We start from the raw sequence: 21,387 nt of genomic DNA on the forward strand, positions 1-21,387 counted from the left end.
CAGGCAAAAAGCCATCCGTGGCGAGGGAGCTTGCTCCCGCTGGGGTGCGAAGCGCCCCCAAGATCTAACGGTCGCTGCGCACTGGAGCGCCAGCCCGGCCGAGCGGGAGCAAGCTCCCTCGCCACGATGTATTCACTTCAAGGAATTTTTCATGACCGCCCCACGCCCCGCCCTACGCTCCCAGCGCCTGAACCAGATCACCCACGAGCCCCACGGCAAGCTCGACGCCCTGGTCAAGGCCCACGCCCCATTCGAAACCCAGGCCAGCTACGCGCGCTTCGTCGTCGCCCAGTACCTGTTCCAGTCAGAACTGGTGGCGCTGTACAACGACGCGCAACTGGCTGCCCTGATACCCGACCTGCCGGCCCGCTGCCGCGCCGAAGCGGCCAAGGCGGATCTCGCGGACCTGGACACCGAAGTGCCCGCGCCGGTGGCCGGTGCGGTAAAAAACCCTAGCCAGGCCGAAGCGCTGGGCTGGCTGTTCGTTTCCGAGGGCTCGAAGCTCGGCGCCGCGTTCCTGATCAAGCGTGCCGTGGCCCTGGGAATGAACGAAACCTTCGGCGCCCGGCATCTGGCGGAACCGGCGGGCGGCCGTGCCGAAGGCTGGAAAACCTTCACCCGGACCCTCGACGGCCTGGCCTTCACCGAACAGCAGGAAGCCGAGGCGGACAAAGGCGCGCTGGAGGCCTTCAACCGGTTTACCGTGTTGCTGGAACACGCCTATGCGGCCGAGTTGGCCTGACGGTCACCCACGCCCTTGTGGGAGCGAGCTTGCTCGCGATGGTGGTGCATCAGGCAGCATCTATGGCGACTGGCAGTCCGTCATCGCGAGCAAGCTCGCTCCCACAAGGTAAAGCGCATGTTGGATAAAAATACATGAGCCGCATACCCTCAAAACCCAGCCAACTGCTCTTCGCCCTGCTCGCCTACACCAGCCTGGCCATCGGCCTCATCGCCTTGGTCGTGCCCGGCCTGCCGACCACCGAGTTCATCCTGCTCGCAGCCTGGGCCGCGACCCGCAGTTCACCGCGTCTGAGCGCCTGGCTGGAGCACCATCGGTGGTTCGGGCCAATGCTGCACAACTGGCGCAACGGCAAGGTCATCCCGCGCCGGGCCAAGGTCGGCGCCACGATCAGCATGCTCGGTTGTGCCGCAATGATGTGGCTGATGCTTGCCCACGGCTGGCCGATGTACCTGGCCATGGCCGGCATGGGCCTGGGCAACCTGTGGATCTGGTCACGCCCGGAAACTCGTGGCGAGGGAGCTTGCTCCCGCTGGGGCGCGAAGCGGCCCCCTACGCAATTTTGAACTATGATCGCTCTCTCGCCTGGAGGGCTTTCGATGTCAGATCTGCTCACATCCATGCAAACCGCCCTCGGTTTGCCCACGACTCCGATCCCCTTCACTGGCGAAGGCGCTCTACCCTCTGCCTTCGGGGTTACCGAGTTGGCCTGCGCCAGCATCGCCACGGCCGGTCAAGCGGTCGCCGAACTCATTCATCAGCAGACCGGCCGCCTGCCGACGCTTGAAGTCGACCGGCGCCTGGCCTCGTTCTGGTTCGCCACCTCCCTGCGGCCCGTCGGCTGGAGCGTACCGCCGCTGTGGGACCCGGTGGCTGGCGACTACGCCACCGCCGACGGCTGGATCCGCCTGCACACCAATGCACCGCATCATCGTCTTGCCGCGGACAAGGTCCTCGGTACCTGCACCGACCGCGCCGACATGGCGAGCAAAGTTGTCCGTTGGAACAAGGCCGAACTGGAACAGGCCGTGGTCGACGCCGGTGGTTGCGCTGCACAGATGCGCTCCTGGCAGGCGTGGCAGGCCCATCCGCAAGGTTTGGCGGTGAACGCCGAACCGCTTGTTCACTTCGATGACATGCGTGCAGCTCCGCTTGAACCCTGGCTCGGCTCCGTCGCCCAGCCGCTGGCGGGCTTGAAGGTGCTTGACCTGACCCGCGTGCTGGCCGGCCCGATTGCCAGCCGCTTTTTGGCCGGGCTGGGCGCCGATGTGCTGCGTATCGACCCGCCGATCTGGAACGAACCCGGCGCGGTTCCGGAAGTTACCCTCGGCAAACGCTGCGCCCGCCTTGATCTGCATCAGCCCGCCGACCGCGCGACGTTCGAAGCATTGCTCAAGGATGCCGACATCCTCCTGCACGGCTATCGCGCCGACGCGCTCGAACGCCTGGGCTACGGCGCCGCACAACGCCGCCAACTGGCGCCTGGGCTGATCGACGTAAGCCTCAATGCCTACGGCTGGAGCGGCCCCTGGCAACACCGTCGCGGCTTCGACAGCCTGGTGCAGATGAGCAGCGGCATCGCCGAGGCCGGCATGGCCTGGAAACACACGGACAAACCAACGCCGCTGCCCGTCCAGGCACTGGACCACGGCACCGGCTACCTGATGGCTGCCAGCGCGATCGTACTGCTGGCTAGGCGCTTGGCCGATGGCCGTGGCGGTTCGGCACGCTTGTCGCTGGCCCGCACGGCGAAACTGTTGATCGAGGGTGGCGCCGGCGATGGGGCTGCGTTGCGCCCCGAAGACGAGGCTGACCAGGGACTGCTGGTGGAACAAACGCCCTGGGGCCCGGCGCACCGCTTGCAGGTGCCACTGAAAATCACCGGCACGCCGTTGCAGTGGGCCCTGCCGGCCACCGAACTGGGCGCACATCGCCCTCAGTGGTGATCGTTCAATCGCCTTCGCGAGCAGGCTCGCTCCCACATGGAATTTTCGACAAACGCAGGTCCCACGGCCTACAAAGAATCACTGTGGGAGCGAGCCTGCTCGCGAAGAGGCCGGCACATCCAACATCTCAATCGACTGACACACCGCCTTCGCGAGCAGGCTCGCTCCCACATGGAATTTCGACAGACTCAGATCCCACGACCTACAAAGAATCATTGTGGGAGCGAGCCTGCTCGCGAAGAGGCCGGCAATCCAACATCTCAACCGACTGACACACCGCCTTCGCGAGCAGGCTCGCTCCCACATGGAATTTCGACAGACTCAGATCCCACGGCTTACAAAGAATCACCGTGGGAGCGAGCCTGCTCGCGAAGAGGCCGGCACATTCAACATCTCCATCGACTGACACTCAGCCTTCGCGAGCAAGCTCGCTCCCACAGGGGTTTTTTGACAAACGCAGATCCCACGGCCTACAAAAATTCACTGTGGGAGCGAGCCTGCTCGCGAAGAGGCCGGCACATCCAACATCTCAATCGACTGACACTCAGCCTTCGTGAGCAGGCTCGCTCCCACAGGTTTTGCATCCAGCCCTTTCAGCTCATGCTTCGCGGTTGAACTGACCCAGATCAGCTGTCGTCCCCTTGAATCGACTTAGGCTGTTGACTCTCCTTCGCATGAGAGTCCTGCAATGTCCGATACCCCCGGAAAACTTCGACTGGGCGCGCTGGTTGCGCTGGTAGTGGGTTCGATGATTGGCGGCGGGATCTTTTCCCTGCCGCAGAACATGGCCGCCAGCGCCGATGTCGGCGCCGTATTGATCGGCTGGGCAATCACCGCAGTCGGCATGTTGACCCTAGCATTCGTGTTCCAGACCCTGGCCAATCGCAAACCCGATCTGGACGGCGGGGTGTACGCCTACGCCAAGGCCGGGTTTGGCGACTACATGGGGTTTTCCTCGGCCTGGGGTTACTGGATCAGCGCCTGGCTCGGCAACGTCGGCTACTTCGTCTTGTTGTTCAGCACCCTGGGCTATTTCTTCCCGGTGTTTGGCGAAGGCAACACCGTGGCGGCAGTGATTGGCGCATCGCTGTTGCTGTGGGCCGTGCACTTTCTGGTACTGCGGGGCATCAAGGAAGCGGCGTTCATCAACCTGGTGACCACCGTCGCCAAGGTCGTGCCGCTGCTGCTGTTCGTGCTGATCGCGGTGTTCGCCTTCAAGCTGGATATTTTTACCGCCGATATCTGGGGCTGGAAAAACCCGGACCTGGGCAGCGTGATGGATCAGGTGCGACACATGATGCTGGTCACCGTGTGGGTGTTCATCGGCATCGAAGGCGCGAGCATTTTCTCGGCCCGCGCCGAAAAACGCAGCGACGTCGGCAAGGCCACGGTCATCGGCTTCATCACGGTGCTGTTGTTGCTGGTACTGGTGAACGTGCTCTCGCTGGGCATCATGACCCAACCTGAACTGGCGAAGCTGCAGAATCCGTCCATGGCCGCCGTACTCGAGCACGTGGTCGGTCACTGGGGCGCTGTGCTGATCAGCGTCGGCCTGGTTATCTCGCTGCTCGGTGCCCTGCTGTCCTGGGTCTTGCTGTGCGCCGAGATCATGTTTGCCGCCGCCAAGGACCACACCATGCCGGCCTTCCTGCGCCGGGAAAATGCCAATCATGTCCCGGCCAACGCGCTGTGGCTGACCAACGCGATGGTCCAGCTGTTCCTGATCGTCACGCTGTTTTCCGCCAGCACCTACTTGTCGCTGATCTACCTCGCCACTTCGATGATCCTGGTGCCGTATTTGTGGTCGGCCGCCTACGCGGTGCTGTTGGCGGTACGCGGCGAGACCTATGAAAACGCCCTGGCCGAACGGCGCAAGGACCTGGCCATCGGCGCCATCGCGCTGATCTACGCGATGTGGCTGCTATATGCCGGCGGGATCAAATACCTGCTGCTTTCCGCCCTGCTCTACGCACCCGGCGCAGTCCTGTTCGCCAAGGCCAAGCACGAACTGGGCAAACCGGTTTTCACCTCGGTCGAGAAGCTGATTTTTACCGCCGTGGTGGTCGGTGCCCTGGTGGCTGCCTACGGCCTTTATGACGGCTTCCTGAGCCTGTAGCCGGCTGACCGTTTCATCTGGAGGATTTGTAATGACCACGGAAAAAGTGAAATACGGCGTCCATTCCGAAGCTGGCAAACTGCGCAAAGTCATGGTCTGCTCACCAGGCCTCGCCCACCAGCGGCTGACGCCGAACAACTGCGACGAACTGCTGTTCGATGACGTGCTGTGGGTCAACCAGGCCAAGCGCGATCACTTCGATTTCGTCACCAAGATGCGTGAACGCGGTATCGACGTGCTGGAGATGCACAACCTGCTGACCGACATCGTCGCCATCCCCGAAGCGCTCGACTGGATCCTGCATCGCAAGATCACCGCCAACTCCGTGGGCCTGGGCCTGGTGCATGAAGTGGGCGCCTGGTTGCGCAGCCTGGAGCCACGCAAGATCGCCGAATACCTGATCGGCGGCGTCTCGGCCGATGACCTGCCGGACAGCTTCGGCGGCAAGACCATCCAGATGTTCCGCGACTTTGTCGGGCACTCCAGCTTCATCCTGCCACCGCTGCCCAACACCCAGTTCACTCGCGACACCACCTGCTGGATCTACGGCGGCGTGACGCTGAACCCGATGTATTGGCCGGCCCGCCGCCAGGAAACCTTGCTCACCACCGCCATCTACCGATTTCATCCCGAGTTTACCCAAGCCGATTTCCAGATCTGGTACGGCGACCCGGACCTGGACCACGGCAACGCCACCCTCGAAGGCGGCGACGTAATGCCCATCGGCAATGGCGTGGTATTGATCGGCATGGGCGAACGCTCGTCGCGCCAGGCCATCGGCCAATTGGCACTGAACCTGTTCAAGCACAAAGCCGTCGAGCGGGTGATTGTCGCGGGGCTGCCGCGTTCCCGCGCAGCGATGCACCTGGACACCGTGTTCAGTTTCTGTGACCGCGACCTGGTGACGATTTTTCCCGAAGTCGTCAGCCAGATCGTCGCGTTTTCGCTGCGCCCGGACGAGAGCAAACCCGGCGGCATCGACGTGCGGCGCGAGGAAGGCAGCTTCCTCAGTACCGTCGCCAGTGCCCTCAAGCTGCCCGCGCTGCGCATAGTGGAAACCGGCGGCAACAGCTTCGCCGCCGAACGCGAGCAATGGGACGACGGCAACAACGTGGTCGCCCTCGAGCCGGGCGTGGTCATTGGCTACGACCGCAATACCTACACCAATACCCTGCTGCGCAAGGCCGGGGTGGAGGTCATCACCATCAGCGCCGGCGAACTCGGTCGTGGCCGTGGCGGCGGCCATTGCATGACCTGCCCGATCGTCCGCGACCCAATCGACTACTGACCTCTGAGCCTGGGTCGTTTTATCGAAAACGGCCCAGGGGATAACCGACACCCAAGGAGATCCATCATGGCTTTTAATATGCGCAACCGCAGCCTGCTGAGCTTGATGCACCACACCCACCGCGAGCTGCACTTTTTGCTCGACCTGTCCCGCGACCTCAAGCGCGCCAAGTACACCGGCACCGAGCAACCGCACCTCAAAGGCAAGAACATCGCGCTGATCTTCGAGAAAACCTCGACCCGCACGCGTTGCGCCTTCGAAGTCGCGGCCCATGACCAGGGCGCCCACGTCACCTACATCGACCCGGTTTCGTCACAGATCGGCCACAAGGAAAGCATGAAGGACACCGCCCGCGTGCTGGGGCGGATGTTCGACGCCATCGAATACCGTGGCTTCGAGCAGGAGATCGTCGAGGAACTCGCCAAGTTCGCCGGCGTGCCGGTGTTCAACGGCCTGACCGCCGAATTCCACCCCACGCAAATGATCGCCGACACCCTGACCATGCGCGAACACAGTGACAAGCCGCTGCATGACATCAGCTACGCCTACCTGGGCGATGCGCGCTACAACATGGGCAACTCGCTGCTGATGATCGGCGCCAAGCTGGGCATGGACGTGCGCATCGGCGCGCCGAAAGCCCTGTGGCCGCATCAGGACTTCATCGACCAGTGCCAGGCCTTCGCCGCCCAAAGCGGTGCACGGATCACCATCACCGAAGACCCGGAAGAAGCGGTCAAGGGCGTGGACTTCATCCATACCGATATCTGGGTCTCCATGGGCGAGCCGGTGGAGGCCTGGGACGAGCGCATCCAGCAACTGCTGCCCTATCAGGTCAACGCGCAAATGATGAAAGCCTCGGGCAATCCGCGGGTGAAATTCATGCACTGCCTGCCGGCCTTTCATAACAGTGAAACCAAGGTCGGCAAGGACATCGCCGCGCGTTATCCGAACCTGGCCAACGGCGTGGAAGTGACCGAGGACGTCTTCGAATCCCCGGCCAACATCGCCTTCGAACAGGCAGAGAACCGCATGCACACCATCAAGGCGATCCTGGTGGCGGCGTTGGCGGATATCTGAATACCGGCCCGATCCCCTGTTGGAATGCTCTTCACTGTGGGAGCGAGCTTGCTCGCGATGGCGGAGTGTCAGCTTGCATTGATGTTGGATGTGCAGCCGTCATCGCGAGCAAGCTCGCTCCCACAAGGGAACTGTTTTGTTCGATCTGACTTGAAAGGACAGCACCATGCGCATCGTCGTTGCCCTGGGCGGAAATGCCCTCCTGCGTCGGGGTGAACCCATGACCGCCGACAATCAACGCAGCAACATCCGCACCGCGACCGAACAGATCGCCAGGATCCATCCCGGCAACCAGTTGGTCATCGCCCACGGCAACGGCCCGCAGGTCGGCCTGTTGTCGTTGCAGGCGGCGGCCTACACCTCGGTCACGCCGTATCCGCTGGACGTGCTGGGCGCCGAAACCGAAGGCATGATCGGCTACATCATCGAACAGGAACTGGGCAACCTGCTGGACTTCGAAGTGCCCTTCGCCACGCTTTTGACCCAAGTCGAAGTGGACGCCAACGACCCGGCTTTCCAGAACCCGACCAAGCCCATCGGCCCGGTCTACAGCCGGGAAGAGGCGCAGCAACTGGCCGCAGAAAAAGGCTGGGCGATTGCCGCCGACGGCGACAAGTTCCGCCGGGTGGTCGCCAGCCCACGGCCCCGGCGCATCTTTGAAATCCGTCCGATCAAGTGGCTGCTGGAAAAAGGCAGCATCGTGATCTGTGCCGGCGGTGGCGGCATCCCGACGATGTACGACGCCGACGGCAACCTGCAAGGCGTCGAAGCGGTGATCGACAAGGACCTGTGTTCAGCGCTCTTGGCCGAACAGCTGGAAAGCGATCTGCTGGTCATCGCCACGGACGTCAACGCCGCTTTCATCGATTTCGGCAAGCCGACCCAGAAAGCCATCGCCCGGGCTCACCCCGACGAGATGGAAAAACTGGGCTTTGCCGCCGGGTCCATGGGGCCCAAGGTGCAAGCCGCCTGCGAATTCGCCCGCCACACCGGCAAGGTCGCGGTGATCGGGTCGCTGTCAGACATCGAGGCTATCGTCCAGGGCACCGCCGGCACGCGCATCAGCACGGCAACGCCGGGGATTGTTTATCGGTAACCACAAAACTTATACGGCAGGCGCGGTGTCTGCCGTTCTCCACGCCTTCGAAGGAGAGACCCTTATGGCCACGTTCCAACCCGGTCACCTGCACATGGAACGCCATGCGCTGAACAAGGACGACTACAGCTACAACCTGTGCATCGATTACGAGGTGACCCAGGATCCCGAGGAAGGAACGGGCATGTCGTTCCGGCTACACGGCACGGTGGAAGACAAGAGCGTGGACGAGACGTTTTTCCTGGCCAAGGACCAGGCCTTCGACTTCGCCCGCCACGCCACGCGCATCGCCCAGCAGTACGGCATGCCGAAGACCGCCAGCATCGGCTCGATGCACAGGTATTACGACGAGATGTTCGAAGACGTGCGGCACCAGCTCGACGTCAAGCCGGGTGATCCGATGAAGCCTGAGCATTTGGAATAATCCTGACACCCACTTCGGGCCTGAAAAGCACCTGTGGCGAGGGAGCTTGCTCCCGCTCGGTTGCGCAGCGACCGCAAAATCCTCGGGCCGCTGCGCAGCCCAGCGGGAGCAAGCTCCCTCGCCACAATGAATCTCTGCACCTGGCGCTATCAGTGGCCTGAATACCGGGCTACACACAAGCCCCACCCGACTGGCAACTCGCCATGGCTGACCTATGCTGAAAACAGTACCCCCGGGTATTCGTTCAGAGGTCATCGCCATGAACATCAAAACAAGAAGACGCCTCGCCATTTTTATCACCTGCACGGCCACGCTAGCGCTGTATGGCACCGCGGCTTATCGGGTCGAACAGGCCAGGCAGTTGCCCCGTGAATACGCCAGCTGCAACTTCGAACGCTGCATACCGCACAACGCATCCCTGAACGCTCTGCGCTGAAGCGGTTTCAGTCGTCCTGCTGATCGGTCTTGAGCCGGTCGCGGAAGGCCTTGGGCGAAATGCCAACACGCCGGCGAAACAGCCGGGTGAAGTTGGTCGGGTCGGAAAAGCCGAGCAGTTCGGAGATTTCGTAGATGGTCATGCCGGTGTAGGTCAGCAGCCGCTTGGCCTCCAGCAGCTGACGCTCGTGCATGATCTGCAACGCCGGTTGCCCGGCCAGTTCGCGACAGGTGCCGTTGAGGTGCGATACCGAGATGCCCAGGCGATGGGCGAGGTCTTCGACCTTGACGTGCTGGCGATAGGTTTCCTCCACCAACTGGATGAACCCGTTGAGATATTCCCGGGCCCGTTGCGGGCGCTGCGACGAGGTACGCCTGTCCATTACCTGGCGACTGACCCAGACCATGATCACGCTGACCAATGCATGCATCAGCATTTCCCGGGCCGGTTCGTGGCCAACATATTCCGCCTGCAAGGCGCTGAAAAGGCTGTTGAGGTAGTCGGCGTTTTCGCCGGCCGGGTAGGCTTCGGCCTGGGCCAGGACATTCACCGAATGCCCGAGCTGCCCTTGCAGATGCGTCACCAGCGGCGCCGCCAGGGTAACCACGTAACCTTGCACATCCTCGGAAAAGCGAAAGCCGTGCACTGACAAGGGCGGCAGGATCTGCACGGCCGGCTCGTCGAGCCGGGTGCGCTGGCCTTCTATTTCCAGCTCGGCCTGGCCCTTGTAGACAAACAGCAACTGACACAGGTCCGCATGCCGATGGGGTTTGATTTCCCACTGGTGTTCGCTGCTGCGCGTGGAAATGGTTTCGCAATGCAGCAGGTCCGGCGTCGGCCAATCCTGGCTCTCACCGTAGAGCTTGAACACCGGTATCGAAGGCAGCTCGGTTTTCTTCATACGAGGGTTGGCCTCGGGTTACGGGCGGTAATCGCACCGATTGGCAGAAAGTACAGGTTTCAGCGCAGTTTTCCCCTTCAATTGACAGGTTCGCAAGCGAAAAATGCAGGCCAGGATTACTAATAATAAACACCGACCCTGGTCGCGTGCTCTTGCGAGTCATAACAACAATGAAAACCCTCAAGACCCAAGTCGCCATTATCGGCGCCGGCCCCTCTGGACTGCTGCTCGGCCAGTTGTTGCACAACGCCGGCATCGATACCCTGATCCTGGAACGCCAGACACCCGACTACGTCCTCAGCCGCATCCGCGCCGGCGTGCTTGAGCAAGGCATGGTGCAGTTGCTGCGCCAGGCCGGGGTCGGCCAGCGCATGGATGCCGAAGGCCTGCCCCATGATGGCTTCGAGCTGGTCCTCAATGGCCGGCGCGTGCACATTGACCTGAAGGGACTGACCGGTGGCCAGAACGTCATGGTCTACGGCCAGACCGAAGTCACCCGCGACCTGATGGCTGCCCGCCAGGCCTGCGGCGCGCAGACCCTGTACCAGGTCGATAACGCCCAGCCCCACGACCTGCAGACCGACCAGCCTTTCGTGACCTTCGAGCATGCGGGCGAAACCTGGCGTCTGGACTGCGATTACGTGGCCGGCTGCGACGGCTTCCACGGCGTCGCGCGGCAATCGATCCCGGCGGAAAAACTCAAGGTCTTCGAGCGTGTCTACCCGTTCGGCTGGCTCGGCATCCTGGCCGACACCCCGCCGGTCCACGAGGAGCTGGTCTACGCCCGCCATGAGCGCGGCTTTGCCCTGTGCAGCATGCGCTCGAGAACTCGCACCCGCTATTACCTGCAAGTACCCGCCGAGGAACAGATAGCCGACTGGCCGGACGAGCGTTTCTGGAGCGAGCTGAAAAACCGCCTGCCCGCCGACCTGGCCGAAGCGCTGGTGACCGGCCCGTCCATCGAAAAAAGCATCGCGCCGTTGCGCAGTTTTGTCGTCGAACCGATGCAGTACGGGCGGATGTTTTTGGTCGGCGATGCCGCCCACATCGTCCCGCCCACCGGTGCCAAGGGGCTGAACCTGGCCGCCAGCGACGTCAGCACGTTGTTCAATATCTTGCTCAAGGTCTATCGCGACGGTCGCGTGGATCTCCTGGAACGCTATTCGGCCATTTGCCTGCGGCGAGTCTGGAAGGCCGAACGGTTCTCCTGGTGGATGACTTCGATGCTGCATCGCTTCGACGACGATGCGTTCAACCAGCGCATCAGCGAAGCGGAGCTGGAGTATTTCGTCGACTCCGAGGCCGGTCGAAAAACCATTGCGGAAAACTATGTCGGCCTTCCTTACGAGGCTATCGAATAGCCAACTATCGATTTAAACTGCGGGCTCCCGTCCATTCGCCTCCCCGGCGCGATGCCCGCAGGTCCAGCCTTGAATCAGCTCGATACGCCTCAAGTCCCGCAACCCGCCATCCGCAGCGTGCTGGTGGCGCTGATGCTGGCGATTTTCCTCGGTGCGTTGGACCAGACCATCGTCGCCGTCTCGATGCCGGCGATTTCCGCGCAATTCAAGGATGTCAGCTTGCTGGCCTGGGTGATCTCCGGCTACATGGTCGCGATGACCGTTGCGGTGCCGATCTACGGCAAGCTGGGCGACCTGTACGGCAGGCGGCCATTGATGCTGTTCGGCATGGGCCTGTTCACGCTCGCCTCGCTGTTCTGCGGCCTGGCGCAGGACATGCAACAACTGGTACTGGCGCGGATTTTCCAGGGCATCGGCGCTGGCGGGATGATTTCCGTGAGCCAGGCGATCATCGGCGACATCATCCCGCCCCGGGAACGTGGCCGTTACCAGGGCTACTTCAGCAGCATGTATGCGGTCGCCAGCGTCGCCGGGCCGGTGCTGGGCGGTTACATGACCGAATACCTGTCCTGGCGCTGGGTGTTCTGGATCAACCTGCCGCTGGGCCTGGGCGCCTGGCTCGTGGCCCGGCGCACGCTGGTGGGGCTGCCAGTGCCGCAACGCACGCCCGTCATCGACTACCTGGGCACCGTCTTGCTGATCATCGGCCTGACTGCCTTGCTGCTGGGCATCACCCAGGTGGGCCAGGGTCACGCCTGGCACAGCCGCGAAGTGCTCGGGCTGCTCGGTGGCGCCGTGGTCGTGCTGGGGGTATTCGCCTGGCATGAGCGCCGCGCCCGAGAGCCGTTGCTGCCCATGCACCTGTTCGTCAACCGCAGCGCGGTGCTGTGCTGGTGCACGGTGTTCTTCACCAGTTTCCAGGCGATCTCGCTGACGGTGCTGGTGCCGTTGCGCTTCCAGAGCGTGACCGGCGCCGGGGCCGACAGTGCCGCGCTGCACCTGCTGCCACTGGCGATGGGCCTGCCGATGGGCGCCTATTTCGCCGGACGGCGCACCTCGATCACCGGTCGCTACAAACCGATGATCCTCAGTGGCGCCCTGCTCTTCCCGTTCGCTATCCTCGGCATGGCCTTCACCCCGCCCGCGGCATTCTGGCTCAGCAGCCTGTTCATGCTGCTTGGCGGCATCGCGTCCGGCATGCAATTTCCCACCTCGCTGGTGGGTTCGCAGAATTCGGTGCAGCAACGGGACATCGGCGTTGCCACCAGCACCACCAACCTGTTCCGCTCACTGGGCGGCGCGGTCGGCGTGGCATTGATGTCGGCGCTGCTGCTGGCGCTATTGCAGGATTCAGGTTTTGCCCAGCTCGCCGGTTCGTCAGTGATCAGCGAAGGGCATTCCGGCAACGTGCTGCTCGACGGCCTGAACGCCGCGCCGGGCGCGGCACGGGATGCCTTGCGCGAGGAACTGCAAGCGACGTTCCGGCATTTGCTGATGATCAGCGCGGCGGTGTCGTTGCTGGGGTTGGCGGCGGCGCTGGCAATGCCCGATTGCCTGTTGCGCGGGCGAGAAGAAAAAACTCGCTAGTGCGGATGGCACTGACCTATGTGGCGAGGGAGCTTGCTCCCGCTGGACTGCGCAGCAGGCCCAAAATCCTGAGTGAGCAGGGGGAATTTTGGGGCCGCTTCGCGGCCCAGCGGGAGCAAGCTCCCTCGCCACAAAATCCCGTTAGGCCGCCCCCACGACACCTTCGGGCACCACCACCGCGCTCATCCCTTCCTTCATCCGCTTGGCATCGCGCACGAAGCAGCGAGAGGCCAGGAACAGGAACACCATGGTCAACAGCAGCGCCACCGGGATCAGGTACATCGCGTCATGCAGGCCGATCGCCTTGAACGCTTCGGTCATTTGCGGAGCGCCTGCGACCGCCATGGCCGTGTGGGCGAAGTAGTCGGACAAGCCGCCGACCACCACCGGCCCAAGGCCGCCGCCGAGCAGATACAGCCCGGCGAAATACAACGCCATCGCCGTGGCCCGCAGGCGCGGCTCCACCACGTCCTGGATCGCGGTGTAGACGCAGGTGTAGAAGTTATAGGCAAACAGCCAGCCGACACTGAACACCGCGACGAACACGCCGATCTCGATGCGCCCGGCATGCAACGCCCACGCTGTAGTCACCGTGGAGATGGCCAGGCTGAATGCCGCGAACAGCAGCCGGCCATTGGGCACGCGCTGGTGAATCTTGTCGGCCACCCAGCCGCCGAGGGTCAGCCCGAACAACCCGGTCACGCCGACCATGATCCCGGTCGCCACGGCCGCCTCGTGCAGCGGCATCCCGAAATAACGCTGCAGCATCGGCACCAGGAAGGAGTTGCAGGCATAGGTGGCGAAGTTGAAGCACAACCCCGCCAGGATCAGCCAGAGAAAGGTTGGAATCGCCAGCACCCGGCGAATCGGCTTGTCGACCTTTTCCTGGGACACCGCCACGGTTTCCGCCGCGCCGCGCTTGGGTTCCTTGATGAAAAACATGAACACCGCCAGCACCAGGCCCGGCACCGCCGCAATGAAGAACGGCGCGCGCCAGCTGTCGAACGCCTTGACCATCGCGCCAATGGTAAAGAACGCCAGCAGCAGGCCCAGCGGCAGCCCCAGCATGAAAATGCCCATCGCCCGAGCCCGACGGTGCGCCGGGAACAGATCGCCGATCAACGAGTTGGCCGCCGGCGCATAACTGGCTTCACCGATGCCCACGCCCATGCGCACCACCAGGAACGCCCAGAAACTGCCCACCAGGCCGTTTACCGCCGTCAGCCCGCTCCAGGCCGCCAGGCCCCAGCCCATCAGTTTGCTGCGCGAACCGGTATCGGCCATGCGTCCCAATGGCAGGCCCGCGATGGCATAGACGATGGTGAAGGCGGTACCGATGATGCCGATCTGGAAGTCGCTGAGGCTCCACTCCATGCGGATCGGCTCGATGATGATCGCCGGGATGGTGCGGTCGAAAAAGTTGAACAGGTTGGCCAGGAACAGCAGGAACAGAATGCGCCAGGCATTCGCCGCTTGGGTCGAGTTCTGCATGGGTCCGTCTCTTTTTATTGTTTTGGGGCTTCCTTGCCAACGCATTCGAGCCCGGAACCGCCAATCTAATCATGCCTGCCAGCGCTGTCTGTAACTATTCGCAAGGCTGATATCCACCCATGGGAGGTAGGTCCCACAGACAATGGCTTATTCATTTTCCTCACCATCCATCCACAAGGTTGGCGTTAGTATGCTATTACACTGCCTTGAGCTCTGTGGAAGGCTAAAATCGCCGCCATCGACTAGCATGTAGCTCGCAAGGATGGAACACTTACGGACGGGATATTGCTATGGAGTGGCTTGGTTTACGTTTCATGGATGGGCTCCCGCAACACGGCCACGTCATACTCGATTGTTCCCATAATTCCTTTCTGGTGGTGCTGGCCTATCTGGTGGCCTGCACGGCCAGCTTCGCCACGCTGGACATTAGCGAACGAGTTGGGAATGTGGAAAAAGCCGCCTCCCGGCGACTCTGGCGCTGGGTTGGAGCCGGCAGTCTGGCGGGCGGCATCTGGTCCATGCATTTCATCAGCATGTTGGCATTCCAAGCCCCCATTGAAATCCACTACCACCTGCCCACCACCCTGCTCTCGCTGTTATTCGCGCTGACCGCTTCATGGCTGGCAATGCATACCCTCAGCCGTCCTTATCTGAATTTCTGGCAATACCTACAGGCCGCTGTCTGGATCGGCCTGGGCATCGCGATCATGCATTACGTGGGCATGGCCGCCCTGCGATCAGACGCGATGATCTACTACCAACCCGTTCTCTTTGCTCTCTCGATAATGATCGCCATCGGTGCCAGCCTGGCCGCCCTATGGATTTTCAGTCACTTGCGCAACGGCAGCGGCATGGTTCACCAATTGCTCAAATACACTGCCAGCCTGGTGCTTGGTGCTGGCATCGTCAGCATGCATTTCACCGCGATGGCGGCCCTTAGCCTGGTGCTGCCGGATGGCAGCCTGCAACCGCTGCCCGGCGGTAACTATCATCTGCAACTGGGGTCGACGGTAGCAGTGGTGACCCTGCTGATTATCGGCAGCAGCATTGGCGCCGCACTGGCGAACAAGATGCTGCAACGCAAGGAGCACGATCTGCGGCGGGTCAACGCCCTGCTCGCTGAGCTGGATCAAGCGCGTATTTCGCTGCAGCAGGTGGCCCACCACGACCCCTTGACAGACCTGATCAACCGCCGCGGCTTCAACCAGATTTTCGCCGAGAAACTCATTGAGAAGACTCACGAAGGCGGCATGCTCGCGGTGATGTTCCTCGACATCGATCACTTCAAGCGCATCAATGACAGTCTCGGCCATGACGCCGGCGATGAACTGCTCAAGGTCCTGTCCACTTATATCAAGGCTTCGGTGGTCGGCCACGAAGCCGTGGTGGCGCGATTCGGAGGCGATGAATTCTGCCTCCTGATCAGCCTTGACGGCCGTGAAGAAGCACGGCAAATAGCCCAGCGCATCATGCAAAAAATGAAAGATCCCATCGAGTTGTCCGGACGACGCATGGTCATGACTACTAGCATCGGAGTCAGCTTGTTTCCGAGTGACGGCAAGACCTGCGAGGAACTGCTCAAGAATGCGGACCTGGCGCTATACCAGTCCAAAGATAGCGGCCGTAACGGGCTGCACTTTTTCAGCGCGGACCTGAAAATCCGCGCCACGCTGGAGCTGCAACTCGAGGAGGAACTGCGCTATGCGCTGCGCGAAGGCACTGGATTAATGCTTTATTACGAACCGATCTATGACCTGAAACTCGGCCGGGTCACGAAACTTGAAGCACTGATTCGCTGGCAACACCCGGTACGCGGACTGTTGATGCCTGACCAGTTCATTGCCATCGCCGAAGCCAATGATTTGATTGCCGAGCTGGACAATTGGGCGCTGCGCAAGGCTTGCGAAGACTTGGGCGAATTGTCCCGCCATAATTGCGGAACGCTCACAGTCACGGTGAATTGCTCACCCTTGAACCTGGCAAGAGGCGAACTGGCCAACGAAATCGAACACATCTTGCGCGTCAGCGGGGTGGCGCCAGAACGGCTCGAGCTGGAAGTGACCGAAAATGCGCTGATGGGCAACATTTCCAAGACCCTGGTTCTACTGCAGCAGATTCGCGACCTCGGTGTTTCATTATCAATCGACGACTTCGGCACCGGCTATTCATCCCTGGCCTACCTCAGGCGCCTGCCATTGAACACGTTGAAGATCGACCGCTCGTTTATGCAAGACTTTCCCCAGGCCATTCAAGACATGGACATCGTCCGGGCCATTATCATCATGGCCCATACGCTGCATTTACGGGTCGTCACCGAAGGCGTCAAAACGTTCGAGCAATACGACTTCCTCGAACGCCATGGCTGCGATTTGGTTCAAGGCTACCTGCTCGGTCGTCCGGTACCGTTGCCTGAGTTGCGGCCACTGCTGGCCGAAATCGACCAGCGCAAGCGAACGCACACCGTCGCTGCCATCATTTAGCCTCTTTTTGATTAAAGAACGCCGCGCCATGGCCGATCCAACATGATCAGGAAAGATTCTCCCGAGCGCTGCTCAGGCTGCAGCCCTGAATGCTTGGGCCCGATATTCGCGACCGTCAGGACGCGAGTTCCCATCCGCGATGGTTCGATGACAGAGGTCGTCGGACCGACCAGTCAGGCATACGGCGCACAATGACCTCCAAAAAAACAGCCACTGCGGTTTCCGATCTGACCCTGAGCCCGGCCGCCAACGGCGCGGACGCCTCGGCGCTGTCGAGCAGCTCGCGATCCCTGGCGACCCAGCAATATCTGTATTTCACCGAGACCAACACCGACCGCATCCTCGACAACCTCGATGGCCTGCGTGATGCCGTATTCCCCCGCCCGCCGCACCTGGTGGATGACGAGAGCGAACGTGGCCAGCAGGAATTCCCCTCGGTGTGCCTGATCGGCCTCGGGCGCTGCGGCTCCAACATCGCCCTGGACGTAGCGGAACTGGTCTACAACGCGCGCAAGTTCTATCTCAACGAATTCAACGCCGAAGACAAGCACTACGGTGACAAGGGCTATCGCCCCGCGCAGTGGATGCGCAACCTGCGCCTGGGGACCAGCAAGGCCAGCAAACCGGTGTTTCTGGTGGAACCGCTGGTCATGCTCGGCGACCTGGACAAAGACATCGCCGGGCGTATCCGTTTTTCCCGCAAGGGCGAAAAAAGCGGGTTCTTGCGCGACTACAGCAAAATGAAAATCATGGACCTCTCCGAAGTCCATGCGGGTGGTGCCGGTAACGCGCCGATCCTCGGCCAGTACCTGGCGAAGATCATCCTGAACAAGGACACCCAGCGCTTCTCCAGCCCCGACTGGAAAATGATCCACTCGTACCTGATCGACAGCTGCGGCATCAAGGCCAACCAGTCGCGCCTGTACTTCTCGATCTTCAGCGCCGGCGGCGGTACCGGTTCGGGCATGGCTTCGGAGTTCGGCCTGGCCCAGCAGTACTCGTACATGAACAAGACGTTCGACACCAAGCCGATGGACGAACACGACAGCAAGAGCGGCCACTCCTTCGTCTTCGAACCGATCTTCACCAGCGGCATCTGCGTGCTGCCGAACATTTCCGATCATCGCAGTGAAATGTCCGAGGCGCTGCACATCAACGCCGGACGGCTGCTGTGCAAATACCTCTCGGAAGAATGGGATTTCTCGTACAACTTCGCCAACGAAGACAGCAGCGAAGCCAGCGTCATGGGCCGTATCCGGCCATGGAACGCGATGATGCTGATCTCCAACGACATCATGCGCTACGCCGAAGAAAGCGATGACGGCAATATCCAGAACATCGATGTCAATGCCATGGAAAAGCACGCCAACCAGTATATTTCCCAGCAGATCTTCAACATCCTCACGGCCCAGGCCGTGACCACCGACTACGACCAGAACTACTTCCGGCGCGCCGGCATCGACATCGGCGAAACCATTCGCCTGGATGCCAACGACCTGTTCATGAGCCTGGCCGGCCCGGTAGCGATTGCCTACGCTGAATCCGTCGTTCCGGAAACCCCGGCGCCGAGCGGCGACAAATTCAAGGTGTTCGAAAAGGAGCCGCCGCGCCTGAACATCGATGACCTGTTCTTCCGCTCCATCGACCTGCCGCACTTCAACAAGGTCACCCAGGCCATCGAAGGCATCAGCCTGTTGCCGATCGAGTCCAAGCGTTACCGGGCCTCGCTGGAGCAATACAAGAATTCCGGCTATGACGCCGCCGCCCTGCACGACCTGCACTTCTTCAAGAACTGCTCATCGGTGGTGTCGATCGTCTCGCTGCCCAAGGACTACAAGCTGTCCTACATGGACCTGAACCGGCTCAAGACCCACCTCAACAGCCTGTTCCCGAACACCACGCTCAAGCGCTATGCGCTGGTGATCGGCGCCTCGGCCAACTTGTCGCTGACTACCCTGATCGCCAAGAGCCCGTGCCTGTCGGATGACTTCCTGACCCTGATCGTGGCGTTCATCAAGCGCTGCTTTGCCCGCACGCCGTATCGCTTCGACGAGACCCTGGACAACTCGATCCTGGACTTCATCATCAATGAAGAGTTCGACGAAGCACGCATCGACGACCTGCTCAATGAATTCGAGAACCCGGCGAAGATCCTCGACACCAACTGGTACGCGATCAAGCCGATGTACGAGAAGAAGTACCGCGAGCTGATCAGTGACAAGGACAAGTTTGTCTCGATCAACGACATCCGCCTGTCCCGCGACTGCGTGAAGAAGTCGATCAAGTACCTGCGCGAGATCTACCGTCACCGGATCGGCAAGACCAAGGTTATTTCGCTGAATAACCATACTGGCAAGAGTTATTGAGGCTGGAGTGACACCGCGTCGCGCCGATTCGCGAGCAGGCTCGCTCCCGCAGGATTTGTGAACACATATCCCTTGTGGGAGCGAGCCTGCTCGCGAAGGGGCCACGAGCGGCACCGCAAAAACAACATCCAGAAACAATTAGGCAGCCCATCGGCCGCGCCAAAAACTGTTCCCGTTACGTATACGTCACCCTGCCCTGTGGCGTTTCGCCACGGCAGGCTGTCATCACGCTACTCACCTACACACTTTCCGAGATGCCGAAACACGAACCAACTTGGTGCACCGATCAATTCGACGCCCTTTCCTGGATCATGATCCACGGCGAAACCACCACGGCCCACAGCAGCGGATCACGCTCAAGAAAATCCAGCGCCCGCGTTTCAGACAGCTTGGCGAGCTGCCCGCCGGCCAGCCAGGCGGCGACTTTGGTACCTTCGTCCTCGGCAATGGCCTCGGCGGCGGCGATCAGATCCAGTGCCGGATCGACCCACAATAGGGCACCCTTGGCAAAGAACGGTTCCAGCTCCTTCCAGGTAATGGATGCGGTTTCACCGAGCAATTTGGCATAGAGGGTGCTAGGTTCTTGATTCATGGGAGCTGTCCGGAAAAGAAATCGGCGCGAATGATAACGTCGGTGGTCTGGCAGAAAAACCCGGTTGCAATTGCAGCACCGATTGAAAAGCGCAGGAAAGCCAAGGATTGCCGATTTGACCGGACAAACCCCGCCGCGAATCTGTCTTTTTCTTTCAATAAAGCGACACCCCCAGGCTTTGCCCCCAAGCGCCAGCTTCCCTTGCCAACAATCGGCGCTCTACACTGTACCGGTACAGTTGCCGGGGGCATTTTCCGCGTGGGTATCCAAGATATCTGACCCGGTTCTGCTGCTACGGCGCCAGGACTATAAAAACTACAACAGCATGAGTGGAGCACTATGACTAAGGCTACTAAGCAGATTTCCAAACTGTTTGCCGCTATGGTTCTGGCCGGGGTTGCCAGCCATTCGTTCGCCGCCGACACCATCAAGATCGGCATCGCCGGCCCGAAAACCGGCCCTGTAGCCCAATACGGCGACATGCAGTTCAGTGGCGCGAAAATGGCCATCGAACAGATCAACGCCAAGGGTGGCGTCGACGGCAAGCAACTGGTCGCCGTTGAATACGACGACGCCTGTGATCCGAAGCAAGCGGTCGCGGTTGCGAACAAGGTCGTCAACGACGGCGTCAAGTTCGTGGTTGGCCACCTGTGCTCCAGCTCCACCCAGCCGGCTTCGGACATCTACGAAGACGAGGGCGTGATCATGATCACTCCGGCCGCCACCAGCCCGGACATCACCGCGCGCGGCTACAAGATGATCTTCCGCACCATCGGCCTGGACAGCGCCCAAGGCCCTGCGGCCGGCAACTACATCGCCGACCACGTCAAGCCGAAAATCGTTGCTGTCCTGCACGACAAGCAGCAGTACGGTGAAGGCATCGCCAGCGCCGTGAAGAAAACCCTCGAAGGCAAAGGCGTGAAAGTGGCCGTCTTCGAAGGCGTGAACGCCGGCGACAAAGACTTCTCCTCGATGATCGCCAAGCTCAAGCAAGCCAACGTCGACTTCGTCTACTACGGCGGCTACCACCCGGAGCTGGGCCTGATTCTGCGTCAAGCCCAGGAAAAAGGCCTGAAAGCCAAGTTCATGGGTCCGGAAGGCGTGGGTAACGACTCCATCTCGCAAATCGCCAAGGAATCCTCCGAAGGCCTGCTGGTGACCCTGCCGAAATCCTTCGACCAGGATCCGGCCAACGTCGCCCTGGCTGACGCGTTCAAGGCCAAGAAAGAAGACCCGAGCGGTCCGTTCGTATTCCCGTCCTACTCCGCTGTGACCGTGATCGCCGACGCGATCAAGGCTGCCAAGAGCGAAGACGCGACCAAAGTGGCTGAAGCCATCCACGCCGGCACTTTCAAGACGCCAACCGGTGACTTGAGCTTCGACGACAAGGGCGACCTGAAGGACTTCAAGTTCGTGGTTTACGAGTGGCATTTCGGCAAACCTAAAACCGAAGCTTCGCCTCAGTAAGGCCTGGCCTGACTGAC

18 protein-coding genes are annotated in these 21,387 nt (G+C 61.3%); 15 read left to right on the forward strand and 3 right to left on the reverse strand.

Going from position 1 to position 21,387, the window contains the following annotated elements; translation table 11 throughout:
* Nucleotides 1-151: 151 nt before the first annotated feature.
* The 9 genes from J3P97_RS20715 to J3P97_RS20755 all read left to right on the forward strand — a co-directional run bounded on the left by J3P97_RS20715 (nt 152) and on the right by J3P97_RS20755 (nt 9,125).
* The gene (locus J3P97_RS20715) at nt 152-742 is read left to right on the forward strand and encodes a biliverdin-producing heme oxygenase (protein ID WP_434672673.1); all 591 of its coding nucleotides are present in this window, start codon (nt 152-154) and stop codon (nt 740-742) included.
* A 134-nt stretch (nt 743-876) separates the two neighbouring features.
* A complete protein-coding gene (locus J3P97_RS20720; RefSeq protein WP_434672674.1) occupies nt 877-1,308 on the forward strand; it encodes a YbaN family protein in 432 nt (143 codons plus the stop codon).
* Between the two features lie 33 nt (nt 1,309-1,341).
* Nucleotides 1,342-2,688 carry a CoA transferase gene (locus J3P97_RS20725; RefSeq protein ID WP_434672675.1) on the forward strand — a complete coding sequence of 449 codons (1,347 nt, stop codon included), beginning with the start codon at nt 1,342-1,344 and terminating at the stop codon, nt 2,686-2,688.
* A 688-nt stretch (nt 2,689-3,376) separates the two neighbouring features.
* On the forward strand, nt 3,377-4,804 hold the full coding sequence (arcD, locus tag J3P97_RS20730) for an arginine-ornithine antiporter (RefSeq protein WP_434672676.1): 1,428 nt from the start codon (nt 3,377-3,379) through the stop codon (nt 4,802-4,804).
* A 31-nt stretch (nt 4,805-4,835) separates the two neighbouring features.
* Complete coding sequence (gene arcA / locus J3P97_RS20735; protein WP_434672677.1) at nt 4,836-6,092, forward strand: arginine deiminase; 1,257 nt, start codon at nt 4,836-4,838, stop codon at nt 6,090-6,092.
* A gap of 66 nt (nt 6,093-6,158) precedes the next feature.
* Nucleotides 6,159-7,169, forward strand: a complete 1,011-nt coding sequence (locus J3P97_RS20740) for an ornithine carbamoyltransferase (RefSeq protein ID WP_434572282.1) — start codon at nt 6,159-6,161, stop codon at nt 7,167-7,169.
* 166 nt (nt 7,170-7,335) lie between these two features.
* Nucleotides 7,336-8,265 carry a carbamate kinase gene (gene arcC / locus J3P97_RS20745; protein ID WP_434672678.1) on the forward strand — a complete coding sequence of 310 codons (930 nt, stop codon included), beginning with the start codon at nt 7,336-7,338 and terminating at the stop codon, nt 8,263-8,265.
* A 64-nt stretch (nt 8,266-8,329) separates the two neighbouring features.
* Nucleotides 8,330-8,689, forward strand: coding sequence for a DUF5064 family protein (locus J3P97_RS20750; RefSeq protein WP_434601646.1), 360 nt, complete (start codon nt 8,330-8,332; stop codon nt 8,687-8,689).
* A gap of 259 nt (nt 8,690-8,948) precedes the next feature.
* Complete coding sequence (locus J3P97_RS20755; RefSeq protein ID WP_264430132.1) at nt 8,949-9,125, forward strand: hypothetical protein; 177 nt, start codon at nt 8,949-8,951, stop codon at nt 9,123-9,125.
* A gap of 7 nt (nt 9,126-9,132) precedes the next feature.
* Here J3P97_RS20755 and J3P97_RS20760 read toward each other — a convergent pair whose 3' ends face one another.
* Nucleotides 9,133-10,026 (reverse strand): helix-turn-helix domain-containing protein, encoded by an 894-nt coding sequence (locus J3P97_RS20760; protein ID WP_434628867.1) that lies wholly within the window; start codon nt 10,024-10,026, stop codon nt 9,133-9,135.
* Nucleotides 10,027-10,196: 170 nt separating this feature from the next.
* Between J3P97_RS20760 and pobA the strand changes: the two genes are divergently transcribed.
* Nucleotides 10,197-11,387 (forward strand): 4-hydroxybenzoate 3-monooxygenase, encoded by a 1,191-nt coding sequence (gene pobA / locus J3P97_RS20765; RefSeq protein WP_434601647.1) that lies wholly within the window; start codon nt 10,197-10,199, stop codon nt 11,385-11,387.
* A 51-nt stretch (nt 11,388-11,438) separates the two neighbouring features.
* Entirely contained in the window at nt 11,439-12,974 is a 1,536-nt protein-coding gene (locus J3P97_RS20770) for an MDR family MFS transporter (RefSeq protein ID WP_434601648.1), read from the forward strand.
* A 141-nt stretch (nt 12,975-13,115) separates the two neighbouring features.
* On the opposite strand, the gene J3P97_RS20775 is transcribed toward J3P97_RS20770, so the two are convergent.
* Nucleotides 13,116-14,465 (reverse strand): spinster family MFS transporter, encoded by a 1,350-nt coding sequence (locus tag J3P97_RS20775; RefSeq protein WP_434572271.1) that lies wholly within the window; start codon nt 14,463-14,465, stop codon nt 13,116-13,118.
* Between the two features lie 290 nt (nt 14,466-14,755).
* Between J3P97_RS20775 and J3P97_RS20780 the strand changes: the two genes are divergently transcribed.
* Entirely contained in the window at nt 14,756-16,945 is a 2,190-nt protein-coding gene (locus tag J3P97_RS20780; protein WP_434672679.1) for a putative bifunctional diguanylate cyclase/phosphodiesterase, read from the forward strand.
* A gap of 191 nt (nt 16,946-17,136) precedes the next feature.
* Entirely contained in the window at nt 17,137-19,311 is a 2,175-nt protein-coding gene (locus tag J3P97_RS20785) for a hypothetical protein (RefSeq protein ID WP_434601650.1), read from the forward strand.
* Between the two features lie 286 nt (nt 19,312-19,597).
* Here J3P97_RS20785 and J3P97_RS20790 read toward each other — a convergent pair whose 3' ends face one another.
* A complete protein-coding gene (locus J3P97_RS20790) occupies nt 19,598-19,903 on the reverse strand; it encodes a DUF2288 domain-containing protein (protein ID WP_434601651.1) in 306 nt (101 codons plus the stop codon).
* Nucleotides 19,904-19,945: 42 nt separating this feature from the next.
* Here J3P97_RS20790 and J3P97_RS20795 point away from each other — a divergent pair, with 42 nt between their 5' ends.
* Nucleotides 19,946-20,182 carry a hypothetical protein gene (locus J3P97_RS20795; protein ID WP_434672680.1) on the forward strand — a complete coding sequence of 79 codons (237 nt, stop codon included), beginning with the start codon at nt 19,946-19,948 and terminating at the stop codon, nt 20,180-20,182.
* A 60-nt stretch (nt 20,183-20,242) separates the two neighbouring features.
* The gene (locus J3P97_RS20800) at nt 20,243-21,370 is read left to right on the forward strand and encodes a branched-chain amino acid ABC transporter substrate-binding protein (protein ID WP_434601653.1); all 1,128 of its coding nucleotides are present in this window, start codon (nt 20,243-20,245) and stop codon (nt 21,368-21,370) included.
* The last annotated feature ends 17 nt before the right edge of the window (nt 21,371-21,387 follow it).

It is taken from the genome of Pseudomonas sp. R1-15 (assembly GCF_051132085.1).
Classification (GTDB): Bacteria; Pseudomonadota; Gammaproteobacteria; order Pseudomonadales; family Pseudomonadaceae; genus Aquipseudomonas.

What these genes read in the sequence shown, in the direction of transcription:
- J3P97_RS20715 (WP_434672673.1), top strand. Translation starts at nt 152, where the DNA reads ATGACCGCCCCACGCCCCGCCCTACGCTCCCAGCGCCTGAACCAGATC.
- J3P97_RS20720 (WP_434672674.1), top strand. Translation starts at nt 877, where the DNA reads ATGAGCCGCATACCCTCAAAACCCAGCCAACTGCTCTTCGCCCTGCTC.
- J3P97_RS20725 (WP_434672675.1), top strand. Translation starts at nt 1,342, where the DNA reads ATGTCAGATCTGCTCACATCCATGCAAACCGCCCTCGGTTTGCCCACG.
- arcD (WP_434672676.1), top strand. Translation starts at nt 3,377, where the DNA reads ATGTCCGATACCCCCGGAAAACTTCGACTGGGCGCGCTGGTTGCGCTG.
- arcA (WP_434672677.1), top strand. Translation starts at nt 4,836, where the DNA reads ATGACCACGGAAAAAGTGAAATACGGCGTCCATTCCGAAGCTGGCAAA.
- J3P97_RS20740 (WP_434572282.1), top strand. Translation starts at nt 6,159, where the DNA reads ATGGCTTTTAATATGCGCAACCGCAGCCTGCTGAGCTTGATGCACCAC.
- arcC (WP_434672678.1), top strand. Translation starts at nt 7,336, where the DNA reads ATGCGCATCGTCGTTGCCCTGGGCGGAAATGCCCTCCTGCGTCGGGGT.
- J3P97_RS20750 (WP_434601646.1), top strand. Translation starts at nt 8,330, where the DNA reads ATGGCCACGTTCCAACCCGGTCACCTGCACATGGAACGCCATGCGCTG.
- J3P97_RS20755 (WP_264430132.1), top strand. Translation starts at nt 8,949, where the DNA reads ATGAACATCAAAACAAGAAGACGCCTCGCCATTTTTATCACCTGCACG.
- J3P97_RS20760 (WP_434628867.1), bottom strand. Translation starts at nt 10,026, where the DNA reads ATGAAGAAAACCGAGCTGCCTTCGATACCGGTGTTCAAGCTCTACGGT.
- pobA (WP_434601647.1), top strand. Translation starts at nt 10,197, where the DNA reads ATGAAAACCCTCAAGACCCAAGTCGCCATTATCGGCGCCGGCCCCTCT.
- J3P97_RS20770 (WP_434601648.1), top strand. Translation starts at nt 11,439, where the DNA reads ATGCCCGCAGGTCCAGCCTTGAATCAGCTCGATACGCCTCAAGTCCCG.
- J3P97_RS20775 (WP_434572271.1), bottom strand. Translation starts at nt 14,465, where the DNA reads ATGCAGAACTCGACCCAAGCGGCGAATGCCTGGCGCATTCTGTTCCTG.
- J3P97_RS20780 (WP_434672679.1), top strand. Translation starts at nt 14,756, where the DNA reads ATGGAGTGGCTTGGTTTACGTTTCATGGATGGGCTCCCGCAACACGGC.
- J3P97_RS20785 (WP_434601650.1), top strand. Translation starts at nt 17,137, where the DNA reads ATGACCTCCAAAAAAACAGCCACTGCGGTTTCCGATCTGACCCTGAGC.
- J3P97_RS20790 (WP_434601651.1), bottom strand. Translation starts at nt 19,903, where the DNA reads ATGAATCAAGAACCTAGCACCCTCTATGCCAAATTGCTCGGTGAAACC.
- J3P97_RS20800 (WP_434601653.1), top strand. Translation starts at nt 20,243, where the DNA reads ATGACTAAGGCTACTAAGCAGATTTCCAAACTGTTTGCCGCTATGGTT.